Origin of the sequence: Nevskia soli DSM 19509, from assembly GCF_000711955.1 — a bacterium.
Taxonomy (GTDB): Bacteria; Pseudomonadota; Gammaproteobacteria; order Nevskiales; family Nevskiaceae; genus Nevskia; species Nevskia soli.
On record NZ_KL543999.1, the window covers coordinates 61,983 to 88,618 of the forward strand.

Genomic DNA, 26,636 nt, shown 5'->3' on the forward strand with positions numbered 1-26,636 from the left:
AGGAACCAATCATGGTGGCATCCGGCCTGATCAACCGCTTCGCGCGCGCCATGATCGGCAATGCCACGTCCAAGGGCTACCACGTCGAAGTCATCAGCGACGCCCTCCAGATCACGCCCGCCCTGGTGCGCGACAAGAGCGCCAGCTTCGATGCGCAGACCTTTTGCCGCATCTCGCGCAACGTCAAGCTGCTGATGGACGACGAGTTCTGCGGCTTCACCACCGCGCCCTGCCGGGTCGGCTCCTTCCAGCACATGTGCGAAACCGCCCTGGACAGCCGCACCCTGGGCGAGGCCTTGCAACGGGCCTTCGGCTTCTACGGCCAGCTCACCCACGATATCGGCTTCGAGCTGGACGCCCACCAGGACACTGCCAGCCTGCGCATGAGCCTGGCGCACCCGGAACTGGACCGCTACAACTTCCTTTACGAGTGGTGGTTCATCGTCTGGTCGCACTTCGGGGCCTGGCTGATCGGGGAGGAAGTGCCGGTGGTCGCGGCGGACTTTCCCCATCCCCGGGCCGGTTCGCTGGAAGAGTATGGCGATACCCTCACCGGCAACTGCCGCTTCTCACGTCCGGTCGGCAGCCTGTTGCTGCCGGTGCAGTACCTGGAGCGGCGCATCATCCGCAAGCCGGAAGAGCTGGCGGCTTTCCTCCAGCCCAGCGGCTATGACATTGCCAATGTTTTCGGGGTCCATCGCAGTTTCCGCTCGCTGCTGCGGTCCCGTCTGCGTGAACATCTGGGGCAGACCCAGGCGCTGCTCTCCATCGAGGACGCTGCGGCCCACTACAACATCAGCAGCCAGACCTTGCGCCGTCGTCTTCAATCGGAATGCACCAGCTATCGGCTGGTCAAGGAAGAAGTGCGGCGGGAGGCGGTGCTGGAAATGTTGGGGCGGAGCGATGTCCGGATTGGGGAGGTTTCTTTGATGGCGGGGTTTGCGGAGACTAATGGGTTGTCGCGCGCCCTCAAGAATTGGGTGGGGATTAGTCCGAGCGCGTATCGGCAGCAATCGTAAGACCAAGTATGTCGATAGCCGTCCTAACAGCATTTCTTACTGCTCTCGGAAGCATAGTGATCGCTGGGGCAACCTACTGGTTTACCAAGCAGCGAGAGCGTGATGCCGAATTGCGAAAGGAAAAGCTGGAACATTACAAGGACTTTGTCGCAAGTCTTAGCGGTATTGTCTCAGGCGATGCGACGCCTGAGGGCCAACGTGTTTTTGCAAGGGCATCTAACAAACTAATGTTGGTGGCGCCACAAGTAGTGATTGAAGCCCTTCAGGCATTCCAGCACGAAATACGAATATCCAACGACAATAAGAGCATTCAGCGTCATGACCAGACGCTGTCGCAGTTGTTCTTCGAAATACGACGTGATCTAGGTATGTCGCCAGCGGATGATTCAAGAACATTTCAAGTAGGTCTGTGGGCATCAGGGGTCAAACCGGATAATTCTTAAAATGTAGCGGGTATAGGGCGCAATAAGCGAAGCGCATTGCGCCGGATGGGATGTTGAAACTTCACCGAGCGCGCTTGCGCGCGGCCTGTATCCTCCCTGCGGCTGACCGGAGCTTTTCGCCTCCGGCGACCTACTTCTTGTCAACAGCGACAAGAAGTAGGCAAGAAACGCCGCCCCGGAGTCTGCGCCCAACAATCGCCTGCGGCGATTGCTGGGTTCCCTGCGCTTCTCGCTCGTGGCGGGGTCCGCAGACAGGCCGTCCCTGGCCTGTCTGCGGACGCTTCGGCATCCCTGCCTCGCCCCGCGCAAAAGGCGCGGGCCCGTGTCGCCACGAGCTGCGATGCTCGGCGCAGACAACGGGGAGGAACGTCAAAAGCCACGGCAACGGCGCAAAGCAACGTCAAAGGCCCAAAGCAAAATCAAAAGCACGCTCTTCCACCCTTCGTCATTCCCGCGTAGGCGAATCCAGTTTTGCCCTGCCGCTCTGGTGAAGCAGAGTAGGGCGGGAGATATCCCGCCTTCCGCGATTGGCGGGATGTCTCCCGCCCTAATGGTTCTCCTCCGCATCCCCGGTCTCCTGACACCATGTTGTCAGCAGCAAATCCATACGCTGCCTGCAAGCCAATCCGGCCTGACAACACTCCGGAAAATACGGAGCAAATGGGAGCACCCATGAGCGTCACCTACATCGGCCAGTCCCAGGCCAAGCCCGACACGATCGAGGAACTGCGCCACCTCCTATCTTCCGTGGTCGTGCCGGCGGTGAACAGTTCTCCGGGTTGTGAATCCTGCCGTTTCTACCAGAGCGAGGACGATCCGAGCCGGTTTATCGGCATCGAGGTCTGGACTTCCGTCGAAGCGCACCGTGCGGCGATCAGGAACATTCCCGCCAATGCCATCGCCGAATTCATGAAGCTGGTTGCCGGCGCCCCCACCGGCGGCTACCACTTCAACCTGTAACCACCGCATTCGCGGGATTGACGCCCTGACGGCGTTGCCGCCACCATGAGCCGGCTCGGCCGTCCGGCTGAAATATGACCGGCATCGATTCGGCATTCGGAGGTGGAAGATGGGCGACTACAAGGGAAGCTGTTTCTGCGGCGCGGTGGAGTTCACGGTGAGCGGGGAGCCGGCTGCGATGGGTTACTGCCATTGCGAATCCTGCCGCCACTGGTCCGCGGGCCCGGTCAATGCCTTCACCCTGTGGCAGCCCGAGGCGGTGAAGGTGACCAAGGGGGCGGACAATATCGGCACCTACAACAAGACGCCGACGAGTTTCCGCAAGTGGTGCAAGACCTGCGGCGGCCACCTGTTCAATGACCACCCGCCGTTCAAGCTCACCGACGTGTTCGCCGCGATGATCCCTGGCCTCAAGTTCCAGCCCGCCTTGCATGTGAACTACCAGGAAACGGTGATGAGGGTGAAGGACGGCCTGCCGAAGATGAAGGATTTCCCGGCGGAGATGGGCGGCTCGGGTGTGACCTTGCCGGAATAGCGGCCGGATGTCGTTTCGGGTCGTAGGGCGGCCCGTGGCCGCCGAAGGGTGTCGCGCCAATACCCGGGAACGTGACGGCCTGGGCACCTTCGTAGTGCAGGTAGGGCGGGTCGGCAACCCGCCGTTCACCGCGGCAGGTATCCGGGCCGGAGTTGGTGCAACTCATGACGCTCACCGCATGCGTGCCAACAAAAAACCTTGGCACGCATGGCACGCATGGCACGCATGACACAGATTTGACGCCGGGGCTGAAATCGTCAGCGAATGGATCATCCCCCGCGCCGCATTGGTGCACCCGGGCGCCCCTGCCAGCGCCCACTTCCCGCCCAATCCGCCGGCGCTTTCAAAACCCCCAATAAGCCCCTGAATTCAAAGACCTGCCTTCCCGGGCAAAGTCTCACCCATTTGCAGCAGGCGCAGACGGGCCTGCGGAGGGTAATTTGTCCGTACAGCCAACCAGCTCCAGCCGCCCGGAGCTGCGGGTTTTCGGATTTCCTGGCGGTTGTCACTTTTTGATATGGGCCGGCGCACCCCGGCTACCTAGACTGATGAAGTCCATCAGTCCCGAAACGGTGACGTCCGATGGCGAAATTTGGACCCTGATAAGGCCTGGCAGCATCTGGAGGAATAGAAAATGACTGAACTTGCAACGGAACGTCTGATTTCGGTTGATTCGCATGTGCACTTCACCGACGAATGGGTGAAGGGGCGCCTGCGCAAGGAAATGCAGGTGGTGTGGGACGAGGCCAACAAGAAGGCCGAGGAATACGCCGCCAAGGTGCTGCGCGGCGGCCAGCCGCAGCTGGAGCTGGAGGATTTCGTCGATCCGGAAGCGGCGATGGACCCTGGCCACTTCGAGCCGCACGCCAAGCTCAAGGCGATGGACCGTGACGGCGTCTACGCCGAGGTCATCTTCCCGGAGCTGGCCGGCGCCAAGATCGCCAATCCGCACCTGATGGGCAGCGACTGGAAGGAAGTGTTCCAGGGCTACAACAACGCCATGGGCGACTTCGCTTCGATCGACCCCAAGCGCCTGATGACGGCCTACCAGCTGCCGCTGTACGACATCGCCTTCGCGGTGAAGGAAGTCGAGCGCCTGGCGCGCGACAAGAAGGCGCGCTGCGTGCAGATCACCCCGTTCCCCTCGGACCTGGGCCTGCCGGACGTCTACGACAAGAGCTACGAGCCCTTGTGGGCGGCGATCCAGGCCAACGAGCTGACCATCCTCAACCACCTCGATCTCAAGAAAGAGCTGTGGGACCTGTTCCGCCGCGATCCCACGCCGCAGAAGGGCATCTTCACCGGCCTGGCCTGGGCGCCGCTGGCCGAGTCGATCTGCATGTGGATCCTCACCGGCACGCTGGAGAAATTCCCCGGCCTGAAGGTGCTGCTGGTCGAGCCGGGCCTGGGCTGGCTGCCGTGGTTCTTCGAGTTCCTGCTCGATCCACGCATGCACCAGCACTACACCTTCCCCGGGGTGAAGAAGCCGCCGAGCGAGTATTTCAAGCAGCAGATGGGCGCCACCTTCATGTACGAGCCCACCGGCCTCAAGGCCTGCTACGACTACTTCGGCCCGGACTGCATCTACTGGTCCACCGACTTCCCGCATCCGGCCACCTGCTGGCCGAATTCGCGCAAGCAGGTCGTATCGCAGTTCGCCGAAGCCGGCATCCCCGAGGCCGATCGCCGCAAGATCACCTCGGAAAACGGCCTCAAGCTGTTCGGCCTGAAGTAAGCGTTTTGACGTAGAGCCGGCCGGTTGTTTTCGACGGGAAGCAACCCGCCGGTGCGTTCAACAAGTTACGAATCAACTATCAGATGGCGGTCAGGAGGAGACGATGGCAGCGGTTCTCGACAAGCTCCGGGTTCTGGATCTTTCATGGGGCATTGCTGGCCCGATGACGGCCATGCTGATGGCCGACAACGGCGCGCAGGTCACCAAGATCGAGCCGCCGGGCGGGGATCCGTTCCGCAACCAGCTCGGCTACAAGGTGTGGAACCGCGGCAAGCGCAGCGCGGTGTACGACCTGAAAAACGCCGCCGACAAGGACAACTTCCTGGCCCTGGTGAAAACCGCCGACGTGCTGATCGAAAGCTACGCGCCGGGCGTCACCAAAAAACTGGGTATCGATTACGACACCCTGCACAAGCTCAACCCGCGGCTGGTCTACTGCTCGATCACCGGCTACGGCCGCGACAACGAGAACTCCGACCGCCCGGCCTACGACGCCCTGGTGGCGGCGCGCTCCGGCCTGCATTGGGAGCAGCGCGGCTGGCCGGAAGGCGCCATGAATCACCTGCTGGGCCGGCCCGATCCGTTCCCCGACCTGGAAATTCCCTATGAGTGGGTGCAGGGCGCACCGCGCCCCGGTCCGCTGTTTCCGGCCTCGCACTGGCCCAGCCTCGGCGCCTTCTTCAGCGCCTCGGTCGGCATCAGCGCCGCGCTGCGCGCGCGTGAGATCAACGGCACCGGCCAGTGGGTCGAAGCCTCGCTGCTGCAGGGCGCCATGGCCGGCGCCGCCGGCGTGTGGCAGCGCGCCGAGAACATCGACGCCGACGGCTTCGACAGCTGGATCCTCGGCAGCCGTTCCCCTAAGGGCCACTTCCAGTGCAAGGACGGCCGCTGGATCCAGAACTGGGTGCCGAACCCGCGCTTCATCCTCACCGCCTCCGAAGGCGAGCACATCAACGCCACGCCGAACCTCACCGTGCAGAACGACCCGGACCGCTTCGGCACCGGGCCGGAAGAGTTGCTGGTGATGGCGCATTACCAGCCGATCCTGGCCGAGGCCATCGCCAAGTTCACCGCCAAGGAATGGGTGGACGCCGCCGCCGTCGCCGAGATGACCATGCAGGACATCCGCTCGGTGGAAGCCTCGCTGGCCGACCCGCTGTTCCTGGCGGATGGCTGCGTCACCGAGATGAACGACCCCGAACTGGGGAAGATCCGCGCCGTCGGTGCCGCGTACAAGATGAGCGCCACGCCGGGCAAGATCGGCGGCCCCGCGCCGAAAGTGGGGCAGCACACCGCCGAGGTGAAGGCCGAGGCGGAGAAGGCGAAGTCGGCCTCGGCTGCCGCGCCAGCCGCGACCGGCAAGAAGATCAAGCGCCCGCTGGAAGGCATCACCGTGCTCGACCTGGGCCTGGCCATCGCCGGTCCCTTCGGCGCGCAGCTGCTGTCGGACCTGGGCGCCAACGTCATCAAGATCAACGGCCTGTTCGACATGTTCTGGCACCGCGTGCACATCGCCTACATGGCGAACCGCGGCAAGAAGAGCATCACCCTCAACCTCAAGCACCCCGAGGCGATGAAGATCTTCCTCGAGCTGGTGAAGACGGCCGACGTGGTGCATCACAACATGCGCTACGACGCCGCGGAGCGCCTGAAGATCGACTACGAGAGCCTGAAGCAGATCAACCCCAAGCTGATCTACTGCCACACCCGCGGCTTCGAGACCGGCGTCCGTGCCAGCCTGCCCGGCAACGACCAGACCGGCGCCTGCCTGTCCGGCATCCAGTACGAGGACGGCGGCATGGACCGCGGCGGCAAGCCGATCTGGAGCCTGACCTCCTTCGGCGACACCGGCAACGGTTTCCTCTCCGCCGTGGCGGTGATCAACGCCATCTATCACCGCGACCGCACCGGCGAAGGCCAGATGGTGGACACCTCCATCATCAACGCCGCGCTGCTCAATACCTCCTACGCGGTGGCCACGCCCGACGGCAAGGGCTTCGAGCGCCCGAAGATCGACGGTATGCAGTACGGCTACTCCGCTGGCCACCGCCTGTATGAAACCAAGCAGGGCTGGCTCTGCGTGCTGCTGCTCAACCAGGCGCACTGGGATGAGCTGCTCACCGTGCTGGGCCTGCCGGAGCTGGTCACCGACGCCCGCTTCGCCACCGAGGAGGCGCGCAAGAAGAACGACGAGGTTCTGGCCCAGCTCATCGCCGAGCGCTTCATGACCGCCACCGCCGCCGACTGGTTCGCCAGGCTCGACGCCGCCGGCGTGCCGCTGGAAATCGTCTCCGAGGATTTCTCGCTCAAGCTCTACGAGAACCCGCAGTTCCTGAAGCAGCAGTGGGTCACCTCCTATCCGCATCCGGTGGTCGGCAAGCTCGACCAGATCGGGCTGCTGTTCAGCCTGTCGGAAACGCCGGGCGTGATCCAGGGGCGGCCGCTGCTGGTGGGCGAGCACACCAAGGAAATTCTTGCCGGCATGGGCTACCCCGAAGACAAGGTGAAGGCCCTGGAAGAGCAGTTCGCCATCGGCTTCGTCGGCATGCCGCGCATGCCGCCGCGTCCGCCGGCTGGACAGCCGGCCGCGCCGAAGCAGGGCATGGCCAGCATGCTGGAAAAAGAAGCTGTCAAGAAATAGATCAAACCGCATCCCCTCTCCCTGTGGGAGAGGGGCAGGGGTGAGGGGCGCACTTTCACCTTTCGATACTTCCAATCAGACAACGAAACCGCCATGACCGATCCGACCGAGTCAGCACCGAATCCCCCGCCCAAGCCTACCCGCCTGGCCCCCATCGTCACCCTCGATGCCAAGTTCTTCTGGGATGCGGCCGACAGGGGTGAGTTCGTCGGTGAGGCCTGCGCCGACTGCGGCAAGCTGCGCTTCCCGCCGCGGCCGATGTGCCCGCATTGCCACAGCGTCAAGCGCAACGAAGTGAAGCTGTCCGGGCGCGGCACCGTCTACACCTGGATCCAGCCGCGTCACCCTGCGCCGTTCGGATTCAAGGAACCGCCGATCGTCGCCACCATCGAGCTGGAGGAAGGCTATCGCCTGGTCTCCAACCTCTACGACATCGCCCTGGAAGACGTGAAGGCGGGGATGCCGGTGGAAGTGTTCTTCGTGCCCACCATGGGCAACCATCAAGTGCCGGTGTTCCGGCCGCGTGCGAAATAAGCGAAAAGGAAAACAATCATGGCACGCACCTTCCGTGAAGCAGCCATCGCCGGCATCGGCGCCACCGAATTCTCCAAGGCCTCCGGCCGTAGCGAACTGCAACTTGCCGCCGAGTGCTCCAAGGCGGCGCTGGACGACGCCGGCATCCATCCGTCCGAAGTCGACGGCATGATCACCTTCACCATCGACAACAGCGACGAGATCGGCCTGTGCCGCTGCCTCGGCGTGAAAGACCTGGCCTATACCGCGCGCATTCCGGGGGGCGGCGCCGCCGCGGTGGCGACCATCTACCAGGCCATGGCCCTGGTCAACGCCGGCCTGTGCAACACCGTGCTGGTGTGGCGCGCGATGAACGAGCGCTCGCAGTACCGCTTCGGCCAGCCGCATACGCAGAACCTCGGCCCGCAGGCCGGCAACGGCACCGGCTCGCTGCTCTGGTGCATGCCCTTCGGCGCGCAGACCCCGGCCACCTGGGAGTCCCTGGCGGCGCAGCGCTACATGCAGCAGTACGGCGTCACCAACGAAGACCTCGGCCGCGTCGCCGTGGCGCAACGCAAGTACGCCGCCACCAATCCCGCTGCCTGGTTCTACGGCAAGCCGATCACGCTGGAGGAGCACCAGAGCTCGAAGTGGATCGTCGAGCCGATCCTGCGCCTGCTCGACTGCTGCCAGGAGAGCGACGGCGGCGTCGCCATCGTCATCACCAGCCTGGAGCGCGCCAAGGATCTGAGGCAGAAGCCGGTGAAGATCGTCGGCGCCTGCCAATCGATTCCCTACAACGTGGAAGTGATTTCCAATTACTACCACGCCGACCTGTCGATGATGCCGGAAGCCGAGGGCACCGCGAAGCGCCTCTACGCCCAGACCGGCATGAAGCCGACCGACATGCAGGCGGCGATGATCTACGACGCCTTCACCCCGCAGGTGCTGAAGCAGATGGAAGGCTTCGGCTTCTGCAAGCGCGGCGAGGCCAAGGATTTCATCAAGAGCGGCGGGATCGACATCGACGGCATCCTGCCGGTCAACACGCACGGCGGCCTCATCGGCGAAGCCTACATCCACGGCATGAACAGCATCGCCGAGGGCGTACGCCAGGTGCGCGGCACCGCCGTCAATCAGGTGAAGAACGTCGAGCACGTGCTGGTGTCCTCCGGCATGGCCGGCGCCATCTTCGAGAAGGTTTGAGGCTTGCTCCTGATCCGGCCCCAACCGTTCGTGTCGAGTAGCGCCGCGCAGCGGCGCGTATCGAGACGGTGCGCAAGGTGACGGCGTGAGCGATCAAGCCATCACCCTGCGCCTGGATTCCGGCATCTCGCTGCCCGGCGTCGGCACACTGCGCGTCGCGGTGGAAGTGCGCGCGCCGGACCGTGCCAGCCTCGGCGCGGCACCGGTGGCGCTGGTCTGTCTCCCTGGCGGCGGCATGAACCGGCGCTTCTTCGACCTGATGCCCGGCGGCGATGCGGCGGACGATGCGAGCTTCAGTTTCGCCCGCCAGATGGTGCAGCGCGGCTTCATCGTCGTCTCCATCGATCACCTCGGCGTGGGCGAGAGCGATCGGCCGGAGGACGGTTACCTGCTGACGCCGGAGGTCCTGGTCGACGCCAACCAGCATGCGCTGGAGCAGGTGCTGGCCGGCCTGCGGGCCGGTACCCTGCTCGCCGGCCTGCCGCCCTTGCCGGGGCTGCTCAGCATCGGCGTCGGCCATTCCATGGGCGCCATGCTGACCCTGCTGCAGCAGGCGGCCCACCGTCCGCACGCGGGCCTGGCGCTGCTGGGCTTCAGCACGCGCGGCATGCCCGAATACCTGATTCCCGAAGCCAAGGCGCTATCCGCCGACACGCAGCCGCGAGGTACCGAATTGGTGCGCCTGGCCAAGGCCACCTTCGTGGTGCCGTACCCGGAAGTGAAGCCCTCGCCGCAGTCGAACAGCCTGTTCGCCGGAGCAGCGGCCGAGGCGCGCGGGGTCGAGGCGATCAAGGCGGCGCGCGACAAGATGCTGCCGGTGACCGCTTTCATGTCGATGCTGCCGGGCAACGTGGCGCCGGAAGCGGCGCAGATCGAGGTACCCCTGTTCCTGGCCCTGGGCGAGCGCGATATCGCCGGGGCCCCGCACAAGGTTCCGGCGGCGTTCACCAACAGCCGCGACCTCAGCTTGCACATCCTGCCGGAAACGGGACACAGTCACTTCCTGTTCCCGGCTCGCGCCGGCTTGTTCAAACGCCTCGGCGTCTGGGCGCGGCAGGTGGCGGAAGGTTTATAAGATACGGTTCATGATATTCACCGAGTTTGGAGACTGGAGATGGCAGTAGCACTGAAAGCCGGCGCGAAGCTGAAGAGCGCGGTTTGCGACACACAGCTGATGGTGGTGAAAGCACCGGCGGGTGAGTACGACATCCGCTGCGGCGGCGTCGACATGCTGGCCGGCACGGCCACCGCCCCGGAAGGCGCCCAGCTCGACCCGGCGCAGGCCGGTGGCACGCTGATCGGCAAGCGTTACGTCGATGCGGAAGAGAAAGTCGAACTGCTCTGCACCAAGGGCGGCAAGGGTTCGGTCGTGCTGAATGGCGTGGCCATGGAAATCAAGCAGGCCAAACAGCTGCCGTCGTCGGATTGAGGCTCCTGATCACCTTATGAATATCGCGACCATCCTCGACATGGCCGCCGAGGCGTTCGGCGATCGCATCGCCGTGGTTTCCGGCGCCACCCGCATGAGCTACGCCGAGTTGCGCGCGGCGGCACAGCGCGCCGCCGGCGCCATCCGCGCCAGCAAGGCCGCCTATGTGGCCCTGCTCGACGTGAATACCCCGGCCGCGCCGGTGGCGATCTTCGCCGCCGCCTACGCCGGCGTGCCCTATGTGCCGCTCAACTACCGCCTGACCAAGGCCGAGATCAACGAGCTGGTCGAGCGCGTCGCGCCTGCTTACCTCATCACCAGCGGCGACTATCGCGCGCTGCTGCAGCCGCGTGCCGATGTGCAGGTGGTCGACCGCGCCGAGTTCCTCAACCTGCCGGATTCGCTCGCCGAAGGTCTGCCCGAGCCGGGCGACGATCCGCGCGCGGTGGCGGTGCAGCTGTTCACCAGCGGCACCACCGGCAAACCCAAGGCGGCGATCCTGCGCCATGAGAACCTGATGTCCTACATCGTCGGCACGGTGGAGTTCGCCGCGGCCGAAGAGGACGACGCCATCGTCGTCACCGTGCCGCCGTACCACATCGCCGGCATTTCCTCGGCGCTCAGCTCCACCTACGCCTGCCGCCGCATGGTGCAGCTCGACGGCTTCGACGCGCGTACCTGGCTCGAAGCCTGCCGCAGCGAGAACGTCAGCAATGCCTTCCTGGTGCCGACCATGCTCAGCCGCATCGTCGATCACCTGAGCGAGGAGGGGAAGGGCGCCAACCTGCCGGCCCTGCGTTCCATCGCCTATGGCGGCGGCAAGATGCCGCTGAGCGCGATCCAGCGCGCCATGAACCTGTTCCCGCAGGTCGATTTCACCAATGCCTATGGTCTCACCGAGACCAGCTCCACCGTCGCCGTGCTCGGCCCGGATGATCATCGCGCCGCGGCAGCCAGCGAAGACCCGCTGGTGCGCAAGCGCCTGTCCTCGGTCGGCCGCCCGACCGGCGCCGTGGAAATCGTCATCCGCGACGAAGACGGCAAGCCGCTCGGTGCCAACCAGCCTGGGCTGGTGTTCGTGCGCGGCGGCCAGGTGTCCGGCGAGTACCTGTCCCTGGGCAGCGCGCTCGATGCCGACGGCTGGTTCTCCACCCGCGATCGCGGCTATCTCGATGATGAAGGTTTCCTGTTCCTCGAAGGCCGCGCCGACGATGTCATCGTCCGCGGCGGCGAGAACATCTCTCCCGGAGAGATCGAAGACGTGCTGCTGAGCCACCCGGCCGTCGCCGACGCGGCGGTGGTGGCGGTGCCGGACGAGCAATGGGGCGAGGGCGTCGGCGCCGCGGTGGTGCTGAAGGAAAACGCCAGGGCCAGCGTCGCCGAACTGCAGGAGCTGGTGAAGCAGCGCCTGCGTTCCTCCCGCGTGCCGCAGGCCATCGTCTTCCGCGACGCGCTGCCCTATAACGAGCTGGGCAAGGTGCTGCGCCGGGTCATCCGCCAGGAATTCGCCGAAGCCAAGCCCGCCGTATCGGCTTGAGCGGTGACGGGGGGGGTGGCGGAGGACTAAGCTTCCGCATGCCCGCCGATGCCCAAGATTCATCCGAGAGTACCGCCGCCGCCTACGCGGCACGGTTGCTGCGCTCGCTGGGCTTGATTCCGTCACCGACGCTCTATGCTCCGCGCGAGCATCCCGCCATGGCCTGGGCTGCCTCCGGCCTGATGGAACTGACCGGCCTGAGCGACGGTCCCCCGCAGATGTGCCCGGTTCCGCTCGCTGCCTGCGCCGACGGCGCGCTGGCCGCCCTGGCCAGCCTTGCGCCCGAAGGAAGCTTCGATGGCCTGAGCGGTGCCCGCCTGCTGGGCGAACGCGCCGCCATCATGGACCTGCACCGCGCCGGCGCGGTGTCGCCGGGCGGCGCCTGCCGCCTGTACCGGGCGGGGGATGGCTGGATCGCATTGAACCTGGCGCGCGACGAGGACCGTCAAGTGCTGCCCGCGTGGTTGCAGCTGGAAGACGCCCTCGCACCTGATGCCTTGCCACAAATGATCGCGGCACGCCGTTCGCACGAGCTGGTGGAGCAAGGGCGCCTGCTGGGCCTGGCAGTAGCTGCTGACGATGCTCCTGGCCCGAAACCCAAAGGCTGGTTTGCGCTGGGCGTGGAAGGCAAGCCACGGCAATCCAGCAAGCGCCGCGCCCTGCGCGTGGTCGATCTGTCATCCCTGTGGGCCGGCCCTCTATGCAGCCATCTGTTGCAAAGGCTCGGCGCCGAGGTGATCAAGGTGGAAAGTCCGGCGCGGCCGGATGGTGCGCGGGCAGGGCACCCGGGATTTTTCGACCTGCTCAACGCTGGCAAGAAATGCGTAGCCGTCGATCCGCGCGATGAGTCCGGCCGAAGACAGCTGCGCGCCCTGATCGCCGGCGCCGACATCGTCATCGAAGGCTCGCGCCCGCGCGGCCTGCGCCAGCTCGGCATCGATGCCGAAGTCCTGGTACGCGATACGCCGGGGTTGACCTGGATCGCCATCAGCGGCCATGGCCGCGGCGAGCCGCAGGAGAACTGGGTGGCGTACGGCGACGATGCCGGCGTGGCGGCTGGCCTGTCCCATCTCATGTATCGAGCGACCGGGCACCACCTGATCTGCGGTGATGCCATCGCCGATCCGCTTGCCGGTCTGCATGCCGCGCTGGCGGCCTGGGTCAGTCACATCAACGGCGGTGGTCGGCTGCTGTCCCTGGCGTTGAGCGGGGTGGTGGCGCATTGCATCGCCTTCGATCTGCCTGGATCGGAGGGCGCCTTGCGCGAGCGGCAACAGCAGTGGACGGCGCTGGCGCATGAAAGCGGTGTGAGCAAACCGCGAACGCGACCTCCATCAGGCCACGCATCCGCGCTGGGTGCGGATACTTCCGCAGTACTGGCCGGGCTGGGCATCGCATGCTGATCCGCCGGGCCGAAATCAATTTCAGTGTAGTGGTCGACCTGCGCGTCGCCAATGGACGTGTTGCCGCCATCGCCCCGCAGCTGCTCGCGCAAGACCATGAAACGGTGATCGAAGCGAATGGCGCCGCCCTGGTGCCGGGCTTGCGCGATCATCATCTGCACCTGGCCTCCCTGGCCGCCTCGCGCTCCTCGCTGCGTTGTGGTCCGCCGCAGGTGCATACAGCCGCGCAACTGGCTGCCTTGCTCGGGGCGCAAGGCGAAGGCTGCGGCTGGGTGCGCGGCATCGGCTACCACGAGTCGGTAGCGGGGGAGATCGACCGCGACTGGATCGACTGCCACCTGTCGAACCGGCCGGTACGCATCCAGCACCGGGGCGGCCGCCTGTGGGTGCTCAACTCCCTGGCCCTGCAGGTGCTGGGTGTCGACGAGGCCGGTGCCGACCCGCTGGAGCGCATCGGCGGCAGACTCAGCGGCCGCCTGTACGACAATGACCGCTGGCTGCGGCAACGCCTGGGCCGCGAGCGTCCGAACCTGGCCGGGGTCAGCCTCCACCTGGCCAGCCGAGGCGTGACCGGACTCACCGACGCCAGTCCCAACAACGGGCCGGAGGAAGTGCGCTGGCTGCGGCAGGCGCAGCAGCGCGGCGAACTGCTGCAGGAGCTGCTGGTGATGGGCGATGCCAGCCTGGATGATTTCGGCATGGAGCCGGCGGCATCGGATACTGTCGCATCCTCGCTGCGGATCGGTCCGCGCAAATTCCACCTGCACGAGGCTCATCTGCCGGATTACGAGCAGGTCTGTGCCGGCATCCGGCAGGCCCGCCAGGCCGCCCGCAATGTCGCCTTCCACTGCGTCACCCGCGCCGAACTGGTGTACACCCTCGGAGCGCTGCGGGAAGCCGGCGTAAGCGCCGGCGACCGCATCGAGCATGCCTCGGTGACGCCGCCGGAGCTGCTCGAAGAAATCCGCGAACTCGGCCTGACCGTGGTCAGCCAGCCCGGCTTCGTCGCCGAGCGCGGCGACAGCTACCTCGAAGCGGTGGAAGCCGACGACCAACCCTGGCTGTACCGGCTCAGGGCCTTCGTCGATGCCGGCGTGCCGCTCGCCGGCAGCAGCGATGCTCCCTTCGCCGAAGCCGAGCCCTGGCAGGCCATGCAGGCGGCCGTGACGCGCCGCTCCGCCGCCGGCCGTTCCGTGGGTGCCGCCGAGGCCCTCAGTCCCGAACAGGCCCTGGCCCTGTTCACCTCGCCGCTGGACACCCCGGGGCAGGCGCCCGGCCGGGTCGAAGTCGGCGCCGTCGCCGACCTGTGCCTGCTCGATGCCGGCTGGAAGAGCGTCCGTCTCGACCTGGCCGCGGCACGGCCGCGGTTGACCTTGCGTGGCGGCCAGGTGATCTGGGCCGGATGAAGCCTGTTTTGTAATCCTGGCAGAGTAGGCGGGCTCCCCGCTGATTTGCCATGCTGCGCTACCGATAACCAGAACAGAGGCCCAGGAGGAAGTCCATGCAGCATAAAAGCCAGGTGCGTTACCCGGCGCCGTCGGACGTGGTCATCAGGATGTTCACCGACAAGGCTTTCCACACCGGCAAGCTCGACGCCATGGGCCTGAAGAACTACCAGGTGCTCGACCATGCCCTGGTTGGCGCGGACTTCCGCATCAGGATCCAGCGCAAGGTGCCGATGCAGGCGCCGGCCATGGTGAAGAAGATCGTTCCGGCAGAATCCACCGTGGTCAACGAGGAGCGCTGGAACATCAAGAGCAAGACCGGCCGGGTGGTGGTCGAGCCCCAGGGCATGCCGCTCGAGATGTCGTGCCTTACCGCACTGAAGGACCAGGGCGGTGAATGTATCGTCAGCTACGACTGGACCATCAAGGCCAAAATCCCCCTGGTCGGCGGCGCGCTGGAAAAGTTCGTGGTCTCCGACCTGGAGCGGCGCTCCGCCGAGGAAACCGCAATCGCCATTGGCATGCTCAAGGACTATCGCTGAAAAAGCGCGAAACAGGGGTCTTGCGCGGCCCGGAAAGCCCTGTTTTCCGTACTCCCCGGTGAAATCGCCAAAAACCCTAATCGGTTTGGATGAGGCGCCTGCCGGGGCTCACGCTACCATTCCCACAGCGGTAAAAAGCGGATGCCGACCAGCGGCCTTGAAGGGGGCTTTCCCCAGACGGTCGTGATTGCTCAGGTAGCCGGTGTAGTTCCCCTCGCGCCGTGCAAATGCACGAGAAAAGGATCGGCGCGGCGGGATGCGAAGACAGCAGCAAGGATCGCGCAGGCGTCTCCGCCATCGGCAGATCGGAACCCAATGCACGCCACCAGTGCCCGGTGCTTTTGAGGAAATCGTAATGAAAATGAAGTTAGTCGCCGCGTCGTTGTTGCTCGTTGGCGGGATCGGCCTGCCCCTGCAGACGGCGTTCGCCAAGGTCACGGCCGACAAGGCCAAGGAACTCGACGGCCCCAGGCTGACCTGCATGGGTGCCGAAAAGGCCGGCAGCCCCGCCGGCACCGCGGCCTTCACCGGAAAGTTCGTCGGCACCTGGCCCGGCATCAAGGGCAAGGAGGGCTACGAGCCCGGCCCCTTCGCCGACGAGAAGCCCACGCTGACCATCACCTCGCAGAACATGTCCCAGTACGCGGACAAGCTGACCGAGGGCATGAAGACCATGCTGACCAAGTATCCGCAATCGTTCCGCATGAACGTGTATCCCAGCCACCGCGATTTCGGCTATCCGGCCTGGGTCTGCGACACCACCAAGAAGAACGCGGTCACTTCGGAAGTGATCCATGACGGCAAGGGCGTCACCGGCACCGCCGGCAGCATCCCGTTCCCGTTCCCGGCCAGCGGCATCGAGGCGGTGTGGAACACCATCGACCCGTTCCGCGCCTGGACCGAGGACGCGGTGGTCGACATCGCCGACGTCTACGCCAACGGCACCATCGCCTGGGGCAAGCAGCACTTCATGGTGCTGGCGCCGGCCAACGATCCGAACAAGCGCGGCTCCTACCAGGACAAGATCAACGCCTACTTCTACACCGGCTACATGCTGCCGCAGCGTGAAAAGGGCTTCGTCGCGGTGGGCTACCAGCCCAACGACTTCAACAACGATTCCACCCAGTCCTGGCAGTACCTGCCCGGCATCCGCCGCGTGCGCGAGGCGCCTGAAGTGGGCTTCGATTACCCGGTGCCGCCGGCCGGCCAGCGTACGGTGGACGACGACTACGGCTTCAACGGCTCGCCCGAGCGCTACACCTGGAAACTGGTCGGCAAGAAGGAGCTGTACGTCCCGTACGACAACTTCAGGATCAACGACACCTCCATCAAGTACAGCGACCTGATCAAGCCCAACACCGTCAACCCGGACTACGAGCGCTACGAGATGCACCGCGTCTGGGTCATCGAGGGCAACCTCAAGCCCGGCGTGCGCCACATCTACAGCAAGCGCATCCTTTACGTCGATGAGGACAGCTGGTTGACCCTGTGGGCCGACAACTACGATGCGCGCGGCCAGCTGTACCGCATCACCCTGATCAACTATCACTATTCGCAGGAATCCAGCTCCTGGCACCGCGGCGTGTCGCTGTACCACGATCTTACTGCGAATGCCTACGAAGCCGGCTACCTCGTCAACGAGGCGCAGGGCGACAAGTGGTGGAAGATCAACCGCACCAATATCACTCCGGTGCTGTTCACGCCGGACGCGGCGGCGCGCGGCGGACATTGAAATATTGATGGAATCCCCTCTCCCGAAGGGAGAAGGGGCAGGGGCGGGGGGCGCACGATCGGCTGGCGGTTCGCTTTGCCGATCGTGCGCCCCTTGTCCGTCTCTGAACAACAAAGGTGCGTCATGAATGCAGTCCTGAGGGAATCCAGCGTGGTCCGCGCCGCATTCGAGCGCATCGCCGCCCGCGCCCCGGCGCTGGTCGAGACCACGGCGGAACAGCGCATCGCCAGGATCCGCAAGCTGCTCGCGGCCATCCTCGAGGCGCGCCCGAAGATCCATGAGGCCGTGCGCAAGGAACTGGGCCTGTGCGATACGGACATCGACGCGCAACTGCTGATGGTCAAGGCCGAATGCGAATTCATCATCAAGCACCTGGCGCAGTGGATGCGCCGGCAGCCGGTGAAGGGCTCGCTGATGACCCTGGGCAAGAAGAGCTATATCCAGTACGAACCCAAGGGCGTGGTGCTGAATCTCGCCACCTGGAACGCGCCGTATGCCATCAGCTTCGTTCCGGCCCTGGGCGCCATCGCCGGCGGCAACGGCGTCATCATCAAGCCGTCCGAACTGGCGCCGCACTCGGCCCAGGTCATCGCCGACATCGTGCGCGCGGCCCTGCCGGAAGACGAGGCCACCGTGCTGCAGGGCGGCCCCGAAGTGGCGCAGGAGCTGCTGGCCCAGCCGTTCAACCATATCTTCTACATCGGCGGCCACCAGGTCGGCCGGCTGGTGATGCGCGCGGCGGCGGAATATTTCGCCTCCATCACCCTGGAGATGGGCGGCAAGAACCCGACCATCGTCGACGCCAGCGCCGACATCGAGGATGCCGCCCGCAAAATCAGCTGGGGCCGCCTCAGCAACGCCGGCCAGGTCTGCATCGCCCCGGATTACGCGCTGGTGCATGAGTCGGTGCAGCAGCCCTTCGTCGAAGCGCTGAAGCGTTCGATGACGGCGATGTACAACGCCGACGGCAAGGGCTTCGACCGGTCGCCCGAGTACCCGCGCATCATCAACCAGCGCCATTTCGAGCGCATCCGCGACCTGATCGAGGACGCCCGCGCCAAGGGCGCCACCATCGCCTTCGGCGGCGACACCAAGGCCGAGGAACGCTTCATCGCGCCGACCGTCATCACCGATGTGAGCGACGACATGAAGATCATGCACGACGAGATCTTCGGCCCGGTGATCGCGGTGGTGCCGTTCCGTAAGCGCGAAGACGTGCTGCGCACGGTGCGCGGCAAGCCCAAGCCGCTGGCGCTGTACATCTACGCCAAGGACCGGACGGAGATCGAGTACTACCTGCGCCACACCACCTCGGGCAGTACCGTGGTGAACCACAACATGATCCAGTCCGGCACCAATCCCTGCCTGCCGTTCGGCGGCGTCAACGCCAGCGGTATCGGCCGGCTCGGCGGCTGGTATACCTTCAACGAGACCTCCAACGCCCGCGCCGTGGTGGAGGAGGGGCCGCCGCTGGACAAGAACCCCAATGCCTTCTTCCCGCCGTATACCGACAAGTACAGGAAGATGGCGAATTCGATGCTGGGCCGCCCGATCGTCGTGGCCGATGGCCTGGTCAAGGCCATCAACGGCATGATCAGGGTAGGCAGCTTTTTTTCAAAGAAGTAGACTAGGAATATAGACTGGACTCCACAGCCTCGGGTTGGCCAGGATTTTGCGGGAAAGAGGGCGTGTCTATCTGTGCTGCCGGTTTCGGGGGAAACTGGCGCCGGAGTAGTTGGGAGCAAGCTGCCACGGATGGCTAATCGATTCAGACAAACCAGGCCCCGGAGGCGCGAGCCCCGGGGCCTTCCGCTTTCCGGAACCGGGCCTCGCCTCAGTGTGGCGGCCGGTTGAGCGCCTTCAGCAAGGGAGCATCGAGGTTGTAGATGTCTGATTTGAAGGCCGGCCGGTTGTTTTCGTGCAGGTCCACCGTCCAGTAGGCCAACAATATGGTCACCGGCCTGGCCAGCTTGTAGGTACGGGTGCTGCCTTCCGCCACCGCGGCATCGATGGCGGCGCGGTTCCAGCGCACGGGGTCGTCGAACAGGCGTTCCGCCAGGTCGTAGGGCTGCTGCACCCGGATGCAGCCGGAACTGAAGGCGCGCGCCCCCCGGTCGAACAGTTCCGGGTGCGGCGTATCGTGCAGGTAGACGGCATAGGGATTGGGGAAGCTGATCTTGATGCGGCCCAGCGCGCCTCCGGGCCCCGCTTCCTGCCGCAGCCGCAGCCCCGCCGGCGGCTTGTTCCAGTCTACGCTTTGCGGCGACACTTCCCGCCACTGCGCATCGAACACATGCAGCCGGTTGGCCGCCAGGTAAGCACGATTGCGGCGGACCTTGGGCAGGATGTCCTTGAGATAGACCGTCGGCGGTACCACCCAGGCCGGGTTGAAGGTGATCTCGTCGATCGCCGACTTGAACACCGGCGTCATGCGATACGGTTTGCCGACCTGCACGCGGGTGCTCCAGGCCGGCATTTCCCCACTCGTCACCGGTGCTTGCGATTGCGGGTCGATGGGCGCTTGCGCGGCCGGCGCGGCGGTTGTCGTGTCCTGCTTCGGCGCTTGCGCCGCCGCGTCGGCGGCTCCGGAAAAATAGTGCAGCTTGTAACCCGCGATATCCACCACCACCAGCTTGTTCTGGACCTCGTGCAGCAGCCAGCGCGCCCGCTCCTCGTTGACGCGCAGCTGCTGGATGCGCGCCTCCACCGGCACATTCAGCGCCGCGCGGGTAGCAGGGCCGATGGCTCCGTCGGCACCCAGGTATTGCTCGGTCTGATAGCGGATGACGGCGGCGGTCAGCTGCGCATCATAGTTCGGGGAATCGAGTACTTCGGCATCGAGATCGGTGGGGAGGTAACCGGCGTCGATGATGCGCCGCCGCAGCAGCGGCACGCGCGGATCGGTCACGCCCGGTTTCAGCGCCGGCCCGTCAGGCAATCGCGGCCAGCCGCCCCGTCCCGCCACGTCGCGCAGGGAGCCCATGGCTTCACGCAGCCCGCGATACAGCGGGTGCTGCGGTCGGGCGCGGGCAAAAGCGGAGGCGATGTCGCCGTCGCCGACGGCGGCCAGAGCCGCTTGCAGGCCCTGTGTCGGATCAAGCTGGCGCGCATCGAAGTTGCGGCCCGGATCGAAGTCGCGCGGATCGACCTTGCCGCGATAGAGGTGGGTCAGCGCCAGCAGGTAGGACCGTGTGGCCAGCAGGTCGAAATCGGCGCGCTGGCTGGCCGTGCCGGCGAGGGCGCTACGGCCGCGTTCGATATCGCCGGCGCGGTAGTCCTCCGGGTCGAGGCCATCGAGAGTCAATTCATGCAGGGCGCCCAGCAGCGTGTCGACGCGGTGATCATCCGGCCACGCCGGTTCGAAGCCGCGCTGCCGGTAAAATTGCGCGACCGCCTGGTTGAGCGTCAGCTTGATGTCGGGCAGGAGCATCACGCCGCCCGGGCCAAGCGCCTCGACTTCGGCCTGGATCCGCTGCGGCTCGTCTCCCGCGGTCGGCGCTTGCGCCGGGACATTGGAGGCGGGCAGGACCAGCAGCCATAGCAGCGCCAGGCGGATAAGCCGGCCGCAGCCATGCGCTGTCCCGCGACCTGGATCAGATGCCATGCGTAAGGTCCCGATTAGTGTGGCCGACGCCACCGTCCGGCGCGGCCGGATGTCAATGCATAAAGCCCTCGGGTAGCATAGCCGCTGCTTCGACTATCCGTGTGTCCGCTACGATGCGCCCGACTTCCCGGGCGGCGCTCGCCGCCCTGCTGAGCCTGTTGTCACCGTTTGCGGCAGCCGTCGCAAGCGACAGCCTGCCCGAAGCCCTGCGCCGCGCCGCGCCGGCGGCGGACCCCGCGGTGCTTGGCCTGGCGCTGGAAGCGAGGCAATGCGCTGTGGAGCGTGGCCTGCCGTCTTCGCAGCGGCTTGCGGTGATCGATTACTCGCGGCCATCCACCGAGGCGCGGTTATGGGTGTTCGACCTGTCCACGCGGCAGTTGCTTTACCAGGAGCTGGTTGCCCATGGCCGCAACAGCGGCGAGAACCAGGCACGCAGTTTTTCCAATGTCGAAGGCAGTCTGGAATCGAGCATCGGCCTGTTCCGCACTCTCGATCCGTATGACGGCCATAACGGCTATTCCCTGCGGATGGAAGGGCTCGAGCCCGGGACCAATGACCACGCCTTGCAGCGCGCCCTGGTGATCCACGGCGCCTCCTACGTCAGCTATGCGGCGGCTCGCAGCCAGGGGCGCATCGGCCGCAGTTGGGGGTGTCCGGCGGTACCGCAGGCTGTCGCCCCCAAGCTGATCAACGTCCTCAAGGGCGGCCAGTATGTGTTCGCCTATTACCCCGATCGCCGCTGGCTCTCCTCTTCACCTTATCTGCATTGCTCGGGGACTGAAATCGCTGCCGTACACTGAAGCAGAACGGCGTCGTTCATTAATTTCGCCTATATAGCTATTAAAATTGACTATAAGACGTTAAATTTAGTTATCGTGCCTTCTGCTTCAATCTGTAACCAAATTGGTCTTGAATTATTGGCGTGCACTCCCTACAATGTTGCGATGCAACATAAGGAGGCTGCCATGCACCCCTTGCCTATCGTCGGATTGATTATTGGTTTATTCCTGCTCTGTGCCCTGACGCTGACCGCCCTCATCCTCGGCGACTGGCTGGCCGAACGCCGCCTGCGCCTGCCGAAACAGGACGCACTGCAACTCAACCTCGAGTCGCTGATCGGGGAGTTGACCGTCTACGGTTGATTTTCGGCCGTACTGGTCAAGAGATCGCGGCGCCGCTCCCTGGACGGCGCCGCCGTGAGTCAGCTCAAGAGTGATGCCGCGCCGGGAGGTAAAGCCGTTCCGGCGCCCCGCACTCGCTACGGCTTGTCCTTCTGCCGCTGCTCCGCGTTCCGACCCTGTTCCATCGAACGGTCCCGCTGATCCTGCGGGTTGCGCGGGGCGTCCATGGAACCCGAGCCGTGCTGGCGGTTGCCCTGGCTGAGGTCATCCTGCCGGTGCTGGCCGGAACGCTGCTGGGAGCCTGGTTGAGGGGACTGCTGGCCTTGCGGCTGCCCGCCATGCTGCTGGCGGCTCTGCTCGTTCTGGTGCTGCTGTCCGGCGCGCGGGGCTTCCCGCTCGGTATCCGGCTGGCCCGGGCGTTTTTCCGGGTGATCCTTCTGCTGCTTGGACATGTCTGCCTCTCCTTCCATGAAATGGCCACGTGCCGTGGGCGGGGATTTCATATCCCCTGCCTGATATAAGAACGGCACGGTTCACGGGAGTTCAATTGGATTTCGGCCTGTTTCGGCCGCATCCAACGCGTTGTTTTGCCCAGCTCCGGGGAAATCCGCCTAGCGCTGGGCTTCCAGCGATTCCCAGCGCGCGTAGGCCGTCGTCAATTCGGCACCGATCGCCGCCAGGCGTTCCTGGATGGTGACCGCCCTGGCCTTGTCGCGCTGATAGATGCTGCCGTCGCTGAGCAGTTCGGACAGCTGGCCCTGTTCGGCTTCCAGTTTTTCGATCAGGCCGGGCAGGGTGGCGAGCTCCCGCTGTTCCTTGTAGTTCAGCTTGGCGTTGGCGGTGGACTTGGCCTGCAGCGCGGCCTGCTGCCGGGGCGTGGATGCGGAGGGCTTGCCCTCGCTCTTGCCCGATCCCGGGGAGAAGCGCTGCCGCAGCCAGTCCTGGTAGCCGCCGATGTACTCGCCGATGCGGCCGCGGCCCTCGAACACCAGGCAGCGCGTCACCACGTTGTCGAGGAATTCGCGGTCATGGCTGACCAGCAGCACGGTGCCGGTGTATTCGCCGAGCTTTTCCTCCAGCAGGTCCAGCGTCTCCACGTCCAGATCGTTGGTCGGCTCGTCCAGCACCAGCAGGTTCGACGGCTGGGCGAACAGTCGCGCCAGCAGCAGGCGTGAGCGCTCGCCGCCGGAAAGGGCCTTCACCGGGCTGCGCGCACGGTCCGGCGTGAACAGGAAGTTCTGCAGGTAGCTCATCACATGCATTTGATTGCCGTCGATCTCGACGAAATCCTTGCCGTCGCCGATGTTCTCGTAAACCGGCTTGTTCTCGTCCAGCAGCGCGCGCAGCTGGTCGAAGTAGGCCACCTGCAGGTTGGTGCCGTTCTTCAGCGTGCCGCTGTCCGGCGCCAGCTTGCCCAGCAGCAGGTTGAGCAGGGTGGTCTTGCCGGCGCCGTTGGGGCCGATGATGCCGAGCTTGTCGCCGCGCAGCAGGGTGGTGGAAAAATTATTCACCAGCAGGCGTTCGCCGCGGGCGAAGCTCACGTTTTCCGCTTCCACCACCAGCTTGCCGGAGCGTTCCGCTTCCTGCACCGCCAGCTTCACCTGCCCGGGCAGCTTGCGCCGCGCGCGGTCCTCGTCGCGCAGCTTGTACAGGCGTTCGACGCGGCCCTGGTTGCGGGTGCGGCGTGCCTCGATGCCCTTGCGGATCCAGGCTTCCTCCTGGGCCAGCCGCTTGTCGAACAGGGCGCCCTGCTGCGCTTCCGCGCGCAAGGCTTCTTCCTTGCGGCGCAGGTAGTCGTCGTAGGTGCCGGGCCAGCTGCGCAGGATGCCGCGGTCCAGCTCGATGATGCGCGTCGCCAGGCGGCGCAGGAAGGCGCGGTCATGGGTGACGAACAGCAGGGTGCCGTTCCAGCCGAGCAGGAATTCCTCCAGCCACGCGATGCTGTCGATATCCAGATGGTTGGTCGGCTCGTCCAGCAGCAGCAGGTCCGGCTCCGCCACCAGGGCCTGGGCCAGCAGGGTGCGGCGCTTGAGGCCGCCGGAGAGGGCGGAGAATTCGACATCGCCGTCCAGGTCCAGGCGCGTCAGCACCGCCTGCACCCGGCTGTCCAGCGACCAGCCGTCGTGGGCTTCCAGCGCGCTCTGGATGTCGCCCAGGGCCTTCATGTTGTCCGGATCGTCGTGCAGCAGGCGGTGGTACTCGGCCACCAGGCGGCCGGCTTCGCCCAGTCCGGCCGCGGCCACCTGGTAGACGGTGCCGGCCAGGCCTTTCGGCACGTCCTGCGGCAACTGCGCCACGCGCAGGTTCTGCGCGCGGACGATATCGCCGCCGTCGGGGAGGATGCTGCCGGCGATCAGCTTCATCAGGGTAGACTTGCCGGTGCCGTTGCGGCCCACCAGGCACAGCCGTTCGCCCCGCTCCAGCGTCAGTTCCACCTTGTCGAGCAGCACGGTGCTGCCCAGGTTCAGGCTCAGGTTTTTGAGGTTCAGCAGCATGGGGCGGACGCAGGGGGAAGATCAGGCGCGCTATTGTAGTCGTTGCGGACCGACCACATGATCGGAGAGGGTCGGCGCCGCCGCGTTGAGCTGCCCCGAAGCACCGGTTACCCTGCACCCCGGAATCCGTCCAGGATTCCGGACCAATTCCGTTTCGCAAGACCTCAGGACCCTACATGAACAGAAGCTTCTCCTCCCTCGGCCCCAACCCGAAAGCGGCCGACCCCGAGGATGTGCCGCCGGGCGCCGAGGCCGCCACGCCGCCGCCGGCTGCCGTGAACGAGCTGGAGCTGCGCCTGCTCAACCAGCGCAAGGTCCTGATCTTCGGCGAGATCAACGACAAGCTGGCGCGCGACGTGGTGGCGCGCCTGCTGTCCCTGGCCAGCGATTCCGACAAGCCCATCGACGTCTACGTCAATTCCCCCGGCGGCCACGTCGAGAGCGGCGACAGCATCCACGACATGATCCGCTTCGTCGACGCCATCGCCCCGGTACGCATCATCGGCACCGGCTGGGTCGCCAGCGCCGGCGCCACCATCTTCCTGGCCGGCGTCAAAGAACGCCGCCTGTGCCTGCCCAACACCCGCTTCCTGCTGCACCAGCCGCTGGGCGGCATCCGCGGCCGTGCCGGCGACATCGCCATCGAGGCGCGCGAGATCGTCAAGATCCGCGAGCGCATCAACCACCTCATCGCGCGCGAAACCGGCCAGAGCTACGAGAAGGTGACACAGGATACCGACAGCAATCACTGGATGAGTGCCGAGGAAGCCATCGCCTACGGCATGGTCAGCCGCATCGTCCAGAATGCGAAAGATCTGTAAAGCCGCCGCCACCTTCTTCCGGAATATGGTTTCATGACGCAGGTCGAAGAAAACGTACGCCGCGTGGTGCATCTGTTGCCCGCCAAGCCGGCCGCCCTGACCGGCTCGGCCGAAGTGCTGCGCGCCCTGCCGCGTCGCGAGCAGCGCCGCGTCGGCTCGTTCGTCTTCTTCGACCATTTCGGCCCGCATGAAACCACTTCCGGGGCGATGGACGTGCCGCCGCACCCGCATGTAGGGTTGCAGACCGTCACTTACCTGTTCTCCGGCGCCATCGAGCATCGTGACTCGCTCGGCTCGGTGCAGGTGATCAGCCCGGGCGACGTCAACTGGATGACCGCCGGCCGCGCCATCACCCATGCGGAAACCGTAGTGCGCAACGGCGAGGCCCTGCACGGCATCCAGACCTGGGTCGGGCTGCCGCGCGAGCGGCGCAAGATGGATCCCGCCTTCGAGCATTTCGCCGCCGCGGTGCTGCCGCGGGTGGAGTATCCGGGCGCGGTGGTGCGGGTCATCGCCGGCACGCTGGGCGAGCGGCGGTCGCCGGTGTCGACGCATCTGCCGCTGACTTACCTCGATCTGACCCTGCAGGCCGGCGCGGAACTTGCGTTACCCGTCAGTGCGGACCATGAGCTGGCCTTGTATGTCGCCATCGGAGAGGTGACACTGGGCGGGACCGCTGTCCCCGCCGGCGTGCTGGCCACGCTCGGTACCGGGGGCGTCAGTATCCGCATCGGTTCGACACAAGGGGCGCGAGCCCTGTTGTTTGGCGGCGTACCGCTGCCGGAGCCCACCGCGATCTGGTGGAATTTCATCGTGGACAGTGTCGAGGAGGGGCGCGCGTGCGAGGCGGACTGGAAGGCGGGCAAGTTTCCCCGGGTGCCGGGTTTCGCATGAAACCGTACCCGGCAATACGCGCACCGCTGCGCCTGACGCTGGCACTCGTCCTGGCTGTCTGTGGCGGCAATGTCCTGGCCCAGTCGGCCCCGGCGCAAAAGTCCGTGCCCGCAACGCCCCCGGCATCGGCGCCGGCAGCACCTCCGGCCGAGCAGGCCAAGCCAGCGCCGCCCTCCAATCTGCAGATGGCTCCCGCGCCCGAGCCCATCGTCGGGGCCGGCGAGCATCCGGATACGCCGGGTACCACCGCCAACGTCACGCTGCCCCGCGTCAACGTCCAGGGCCAGCGCAATGTCTTCAACGACAATGACAAGAAGCTGAAGGATTTGCAGGACAACCTGCCGTGCGCCGGCTGCGACGCCACGCCGCACGTCAAGAAGAAGCTGGTGAAGCGGGTGCTCGAAGCGGTGGGTGAACGCGTATTGCCGACCGAGGCGCCGGATCACAGCGACCGCGACCCCAACGACAAGGCCGCGGAGTTCTCGCAGCAGAATGCCTGCAACGCCGGCAATGTCGGCGGCTGCGTGCCCGATAACCTCAAGCCCTGAGAAACGGCCCGCG

24 protein-coding genes are annotated in these 26,636 nt (G+C 65.5%); 21 read left to right on the forward strand and 3 right to left on the reverse strand.

The features are described 5' to 3' along the window. The first annotated feature begins 11 nt into the window (after positions 1-11). From BP26_RS28065 to BP26_RS0124605, 16 genes are all read left to right on the forward strand, one after another. Positions 12-1,019, forward strand: a complete 1,008-nt coding sequence (locus tag BP26_RS28065) for an AraC family transcriptional regulator (RefSeq protein WP_051749439.1) — start codon at positions 12-14, stop codon at positions 1,017-1,019. A gap of 8 nt (positions 1,020-1,027) precedes the next feature. Continuing rightward, positions 1,028-1,462 (forward strand): hypothetical protein, encoded by a 435-nt coding sequence (locus tag BP26_RS29930; protein WP_157572754.1) that lies wholly within the window; start codon positions 1,028-1,030, stop codon positions 1,460-1,462. 672 nt (positions 1,463-2,134) lie between these two features. Further along, positions 2,135-2,422 carry a putative quinol monooxygenase gene (locus BP26_RS0124540; RefSeq protein WP_029923190.1) on the forward strand — a complete coding sequence of 96 codons (288 nt, stop codon included), beginning with the start codon at positions 2,135-2,137 and terminating at the stop codon, positions 2,420-2,422. A 109-nt stretch (positions 2,423-2,531) separates the two neighbouring features. Next, entirely contained in the window at positions 2,532-2,957 is a 426-nt protein-coding gene (locus tag BP26_RS0124545; RefSeq protein ID WP_029923191.1) for a GFA family protein, read from the forward strand. 634 nt (positions 2,958-3,591) lie between these two features. Further along, complete coding sequence (locus BP26_RS0124550; protein WP_029923192.1) at positions 3,592-4,692, forward strand: amidohydrolase family protein; 1,101 nt, start codon at positions 3,592-3,594, stop codon at positions 4,690-4,692. 103 nt (positions 4,693-4,795) lie between these two features. After that, on the forward strand, positions 4,796-7,333 hold the full coding sequence (locus BP26_RS0124555) for a CaiB/BaiF CoA transferase family protein (RefSeq protein ID WP_051749440.1): 2,538 nt from the start codon (positions 4,796-4,798) through the stop codon (positions 7,331-7,333). A 93-nt stretch (positions 7,334-7,426) separates the two neighbouring features. Next, a complete protein-coding gene (locus tag BP26_RS0124560; protein WP_051749442.1) occupies positions 7,427-7,867 on the forward strand; it encodes a Zn-ribbon domain-containing OB-fold protein in 441 nt (146 codons plus the stop codon). An 18-nt stretch (positions 7,868-7,885) separates the two neighbouring features. Continuing rightward, positions 7,886-9,052 (forward strand): lipid-transfer protein, encoded by a 1,167-nt coding sequence (locus BP26_RS0124565; protein ID WP_029923195.1) that lies wholly within the window; start codon positions 7,886-7,888, stop codon positions 9,050-9,052. Positions 9,053-9,137: 85 nt separating this feature from the next. Next, on the forward strand, positions 9,138-10,127 hold the full coding sequence (locus tag BP26_RS0124570) for an alpha/beta hydrolase (RefSeq protein ID WP_029923196.1): 990 nt from the start codon (positions 9,138-9,140) through the stop codon (positions 10,125-10,127). A gap of 39 nt (positions 10,128-10,166) precedes the next feature. Then, on the forward strand, positions 10,167-10,481 hold the full coding sequence (locus tag BP26_RS0124575) for a hypothetical protein (RefSeq protein ID WP_029923197.1): 315 nt from the start codon (positions 10,167-10,169) through the stop codon (positions 10,479-10,481). Between the two features lie 16 nt (positions 10,482-10,497). Continuing rightward, positions 10,498-12,018, forward strand: coding sequence for a class I adenylate-forming enzyme family protein (locus BP26_RS0124580; RefSeq protein WP_029923198.1), 1,521 nt, complete (start codon positions 10,498-10,500; stop codon positions 12,016-12,018). Positions 12,019-12,056: 38 nt separating this feature from the next. Beyond that, a complete protein-coding gene (locus BP26_RS0124585) occupies positions 12,057-13,421 on the forward strand; it encodes a CoA transferase (RefSeq protein WP_051749444.1) in 1,365 nt (454 codons plus the stop codon). After that, positions 13,415-14,827, forward strand: coding sequence for an amidohydrolase family protein (locus BP26_RS0124590; RefSeq protein WP_036517974.1), 1,413 nt, complete (start codon positions 13,415-13,417; stop codon positions 14,825-14,827). Before BP26_RS0124585 ends, BP26_RS0124590 begins: the two co-directional genes overlap by 7 nt. Before the next feature lie 95 nt (positions 14,828-14,922). Further along, positions 14,923-15,408: a DUF2505 domain-containing protein gene (locus tag BP26_RS0124595; protein ID WP_029923201.1), complete on the forward strand. Its 486-nt coding sequence runs from the start codon at positions 14,923-14,925 to the stop codon at positions 15,406-15,408. 355 nt (positions 15,409-15,763) lie between these two features. Next, positions 15,764-17,140: a DUF1329 domain-containing protein gene (locus BP26_RS0124600; RefSeq protein WP_084183425.1), complete on the forward strand. Its 1,377-nt coding sequence runs from the start codon at positions 15,764-15,766 to the stop codon at positions 17,138-17,140. 123 nt (positions 17,141-17,263) lie between these two features. Further along, entirely contained in the window at positions 17,264-18,766 is a 1,503-nt protein-coding gene (locus tag BP26_RS0124605) for an aldehyde dehydrogenase family protein (protein WP_029923203.1), read from the forward strand. 208 nt (positions 18,767-18,974) lie between these two features. Here the strand turns inward: BP26_RS0124605 and BP26_RS27120 are convergent, their stop codons facing one another. Beyond that, positions 18,975-20,744 carry a L,D-transpeptidase family protein gene (locus BP26_RS27120; RefSeq protein ID WP_051749445.1) on the reverse strand — a complete coding sequence of 590 codons (1,770 nt, stop codon included), beginning with the start codon at positions 20,742-20,744 and terminating at the stop codon, positions 18,975-18,977. A 113-nt stretch (positions 20,745-20,857) separates the two neighbouring features. Between BP26_RS27120 and BP26_RS0124620 the strand changes: the two genes are divergently transcribed. Both BP26_RS0124620 and BP26_RS0124625 read left to right on the forward strand, forming a co-directional pair. After that, the gene (locus BP26_RS0124620) at positions 20,858-21,544 is read left to right on the forward strand and encodes a murein L,D-transpeptidase catalytic domain family protein (RefSeq protein ID WP_029923204.1); all 687 of its coding nucleotides are present in this window, start codon (positions 20,858-20,860) and stop codon (positions 21,542-21,544) included. Positions 21,545-21,709: 165 nt separating this feature from the next. Continuing rightward, on the forward strand, positions 21,710-21,886 hold the full coding sequence (locus BP26_RS0124625; protein ID WP_157572755.1) for a hypothetical protein: 177 nt from the start codon (positions 21,710-21,712) through the stop codon (positions 21,884-21,886). A gap of 116 nt (positions 21,887-22,002) precedes the next feature. On the opposite strand, the gene BP26_RS0124630 is transcribed toward BP26_RS0124625, so the two are convergent. Beyond that, positions 22,003-22,317, reverse strand: coding sequence for a hypothetical protein (locus BP26_RS0124630; protein ID WP_029923206.1), 315 nt, complete (start codon positions 22,315-22,317; stop codon positions 22,003-22,005). Positions 22,318-22,476: 159 nt separating this feature from the next. Beyond that, a complete protein-coding gene (locus BP26_RS0124635) occupies positions 22,477-24,360 on the reverse strand; it encodes an ATP-binding cassette domain-containing protein (protein WP_029923207.1) in 1,884 nt (627 codons plus the stop codon). 176 nt (positions 24,361-24,536) lie between these two features. On the opposite strand from BP26_RS0124635, the gene BP26_RS0124640 reads away from it, so the two are divergent. From BP26_RS0124640 to BP26_RS0124650, 3 genes are read left to right on the forward strand one after another with little or no spacing between them, the layout of a single operon-like run. Continuing rightward, the gene (locus tag BP26_RS0124640; RefSeq protein ID WP_029923208.1) at positions 24,537-25,181 is read left to right on the forward strand and encodes an ATP-dependent Clp protease proteolytic subunit; all 645 of its coding nucleotides are present in this window, start codon (positions 24,537-24,539) and stop codon (positions 25,179-25,181) included. A gap of 33 nt (positions 25,182-25,214) precedes the next feature. Beyond that, the gene (locus tag BP26_RS0124645; RefSeq protein WP_084183426.1) at positions 25,215-26,075 is read left to right on the forward strand and encodes a pirin family protein; all 861 of its coding nucleotides are present in this window, start codon (positions 25,215-25,217) and stop codon (positions 26,073-26,075) included. After that, on the forward strand, positions 26,072-26,623 hold the full coding sequence (locus tag BP26_RS0124650) for a hypothetical protein (RefSeq protein WP_029923210.1): 552 nt from the start codon (positions 26,072-26,074) through the stop codon (positions 26,621-26,623). Before BP26_RS0124645 ends, BP26_RS0124650 begins: the two co-directional genes overlap by 4 nt. Positions 26,624-26,636 lie beyond the last annotated feature (13 nt).

What these genes read in the sequence shown, in the direction of transcription:
- BP26_RS28065 (WP_051749439.1), top strand. Translation starts at nt 12, where the DNA reads ATGGTGGCATCCGGCCTGATCAACCGCTTCGCGCGCGCCATGATCGGC.
- BP26_RS29930 (WP_157572754.1), top strand. Translation starts at nt 1,028, where the DNA reads ATGTCGATAGCCGTCCTAACAGCATTTCTTACTGCTCTCGGAAGCATA.
- BP26_RS0124540 (WP_029923190.1), top strand. Translation starts at nt 2,135, where the DNA reads ATGAGCGTCACCTACATCGGCCAGTCCCAGGCCAAGCCCGACACGATC.
- BP26_RS0124545 (WP_029923191.1), top strand. Translation starts at nt 2,532, where the DNA reads ATGGGCGACTACAAGGGAAGCTGTTTCTGCGGCGCGGTGGAGTTCACG.
- BP26_RS0124550 (WP_029923192.1), top strand. Translation starts at nt 3,592, where the DNA reads ATGACTGAACTTGCAACGGAACGTCTGATTTCGGTTGATTCGCATGTG.
- BP26_RS0124555 (WP_051749440.1), top strand. Translation starts at nt 4,796, where the DNA reads ATGGCAGCGGTTCTCGACAAGCTCCGGGTTCTGGATCTTTCATGGGGC.
- BP26_RS0124560 (WP_051749442.1), top strand. Translation starts at nt 7,427, where the DNA reads ATGACCGATCCGACCGAGTCAGCACCGAATCCCCCGCCCAAGCCTACC.
- BP26_RS0124565 (WP_029923195.1), top strand. Translation starts at nt 7,886, where the DNA reads ATGGCACGCACCTTCCGTGAAGCAGCCATCGCCGGCATCGGCGCCACC.
- BP26_RS0124575 (WP_029923197.1), top strand. Translation starts at nt 10,167, where the DNA reads ATGGCAGTAGCACTGAAAGCCGGCGCGAAGCTGAAGAGCGCGGTTTGC.
- BP26_RS0124580 (WP_029923198.1), top strand. Translation starts at nt 10,498, where the DNA reads ATGAATATCGCGACCATCCTCGACATGGCCGCCGAGGCGTTCGGCGAT.
- BP26_RS0124585 (WP_051749444.1), top strand. Translation starts at nt 12,057, where the DNA reads ATGCCCGCCGATGCCCAAGATTCATCCGAGAGTACCGCCGCCGCCTAC.
- BP26_RS0124590 (WP_036517974.1), top strand. Translation starts at nt 13,415, where the DNA reads ATGCTGATCCGCCGGGCCGAAATCAATTTCAGTGTAGTGGTCGACCTG.
- BP26_RS0124595 (WP_029923201.1), top strand. Translation starts at nt 14,923, where the DNA reads ATGCAGCATAAAAGCCAGGTGCGTTACCCGGCGCCGTCGGACGTGGTC.
- BP26_RS0124600 (WP_084183425.1), top strand. Translation starts at nt 15,764, where the DNA reads ATGAAAATGAAGTTAGTCGCCGCGTCGTTGTTGCTCGTTGGCGGGATC.
- BP26_RS0124605 (WP_029923203.1), top strand. Translation starts at nt 17,264, where the DNA reads ATGAATGCAGTCCTGAGGGAATCCAGCGTGGTCCGCGCCGCATTCGAG.
- BP26_RS27120 (WP_051749445.1), bottom strand. Translation starts at nt 20,744, where the DNA reads ATGGCATCTGATCCAGGTCGCGGGACAGCGCATGGCTGCGGCCGGCTT.
- BP26_RS0124620 (WP_029923204.1), top strand. Translation starts at nt 20,858, where the DNA reads ATGCGCCCGACTTCCCGGGCGGCGCTCGCCGCCCTGCTGAGCCTGTTG.
- BP26_RS0124625 (WP_157572755.1), top strand. Translation starts at nt 21,710, where the DNA reads ATGCACCCCTTGCCTATCGTCGGATTGATTATTGGTTTATTCCTGCTC.
- BP26_RS0124630 (WP_029923206.1), bottom strand. Translation starts at nt 22,317, where the DNA reads ATGTCCAAGCAGCAGAAGGATCACCCGGAAAAACGCCCGGGCCAGCCG.
- BP26_RS0124635 (WP_029923207.1), bottom strand. Translation starts at nt 24,360, where the DNA reads ATGCTGCTGAACCTCAAAAACCTGAGCCTGAACCTGGGCAGCACCGTG.
- BP26_RS0124640 (WP_029923208.1), top strand. Translation starts at nt 24,537, where the DNA reads ATGAACAGAAGCTTCTCCTCCCTCGGCCCCAACCCGAAAGCGGCCGAC.
- BP26_RS0124645 (WP_084183426.1), top strand. Translation starts at nt 25,215, where the DNA reads ATGACGCAGGTCGAAGAAAACGTACGCCGCGTGGTGCATCTGTTGCCC.
- BP26_RS0124650 (WP_029923210.1), top strand. Translation starts at nt 26,072, where the DNA reads ATGAAACCGTACCCGGCAATACGCGCACCGCTGCGCCTGACGCTGGCA.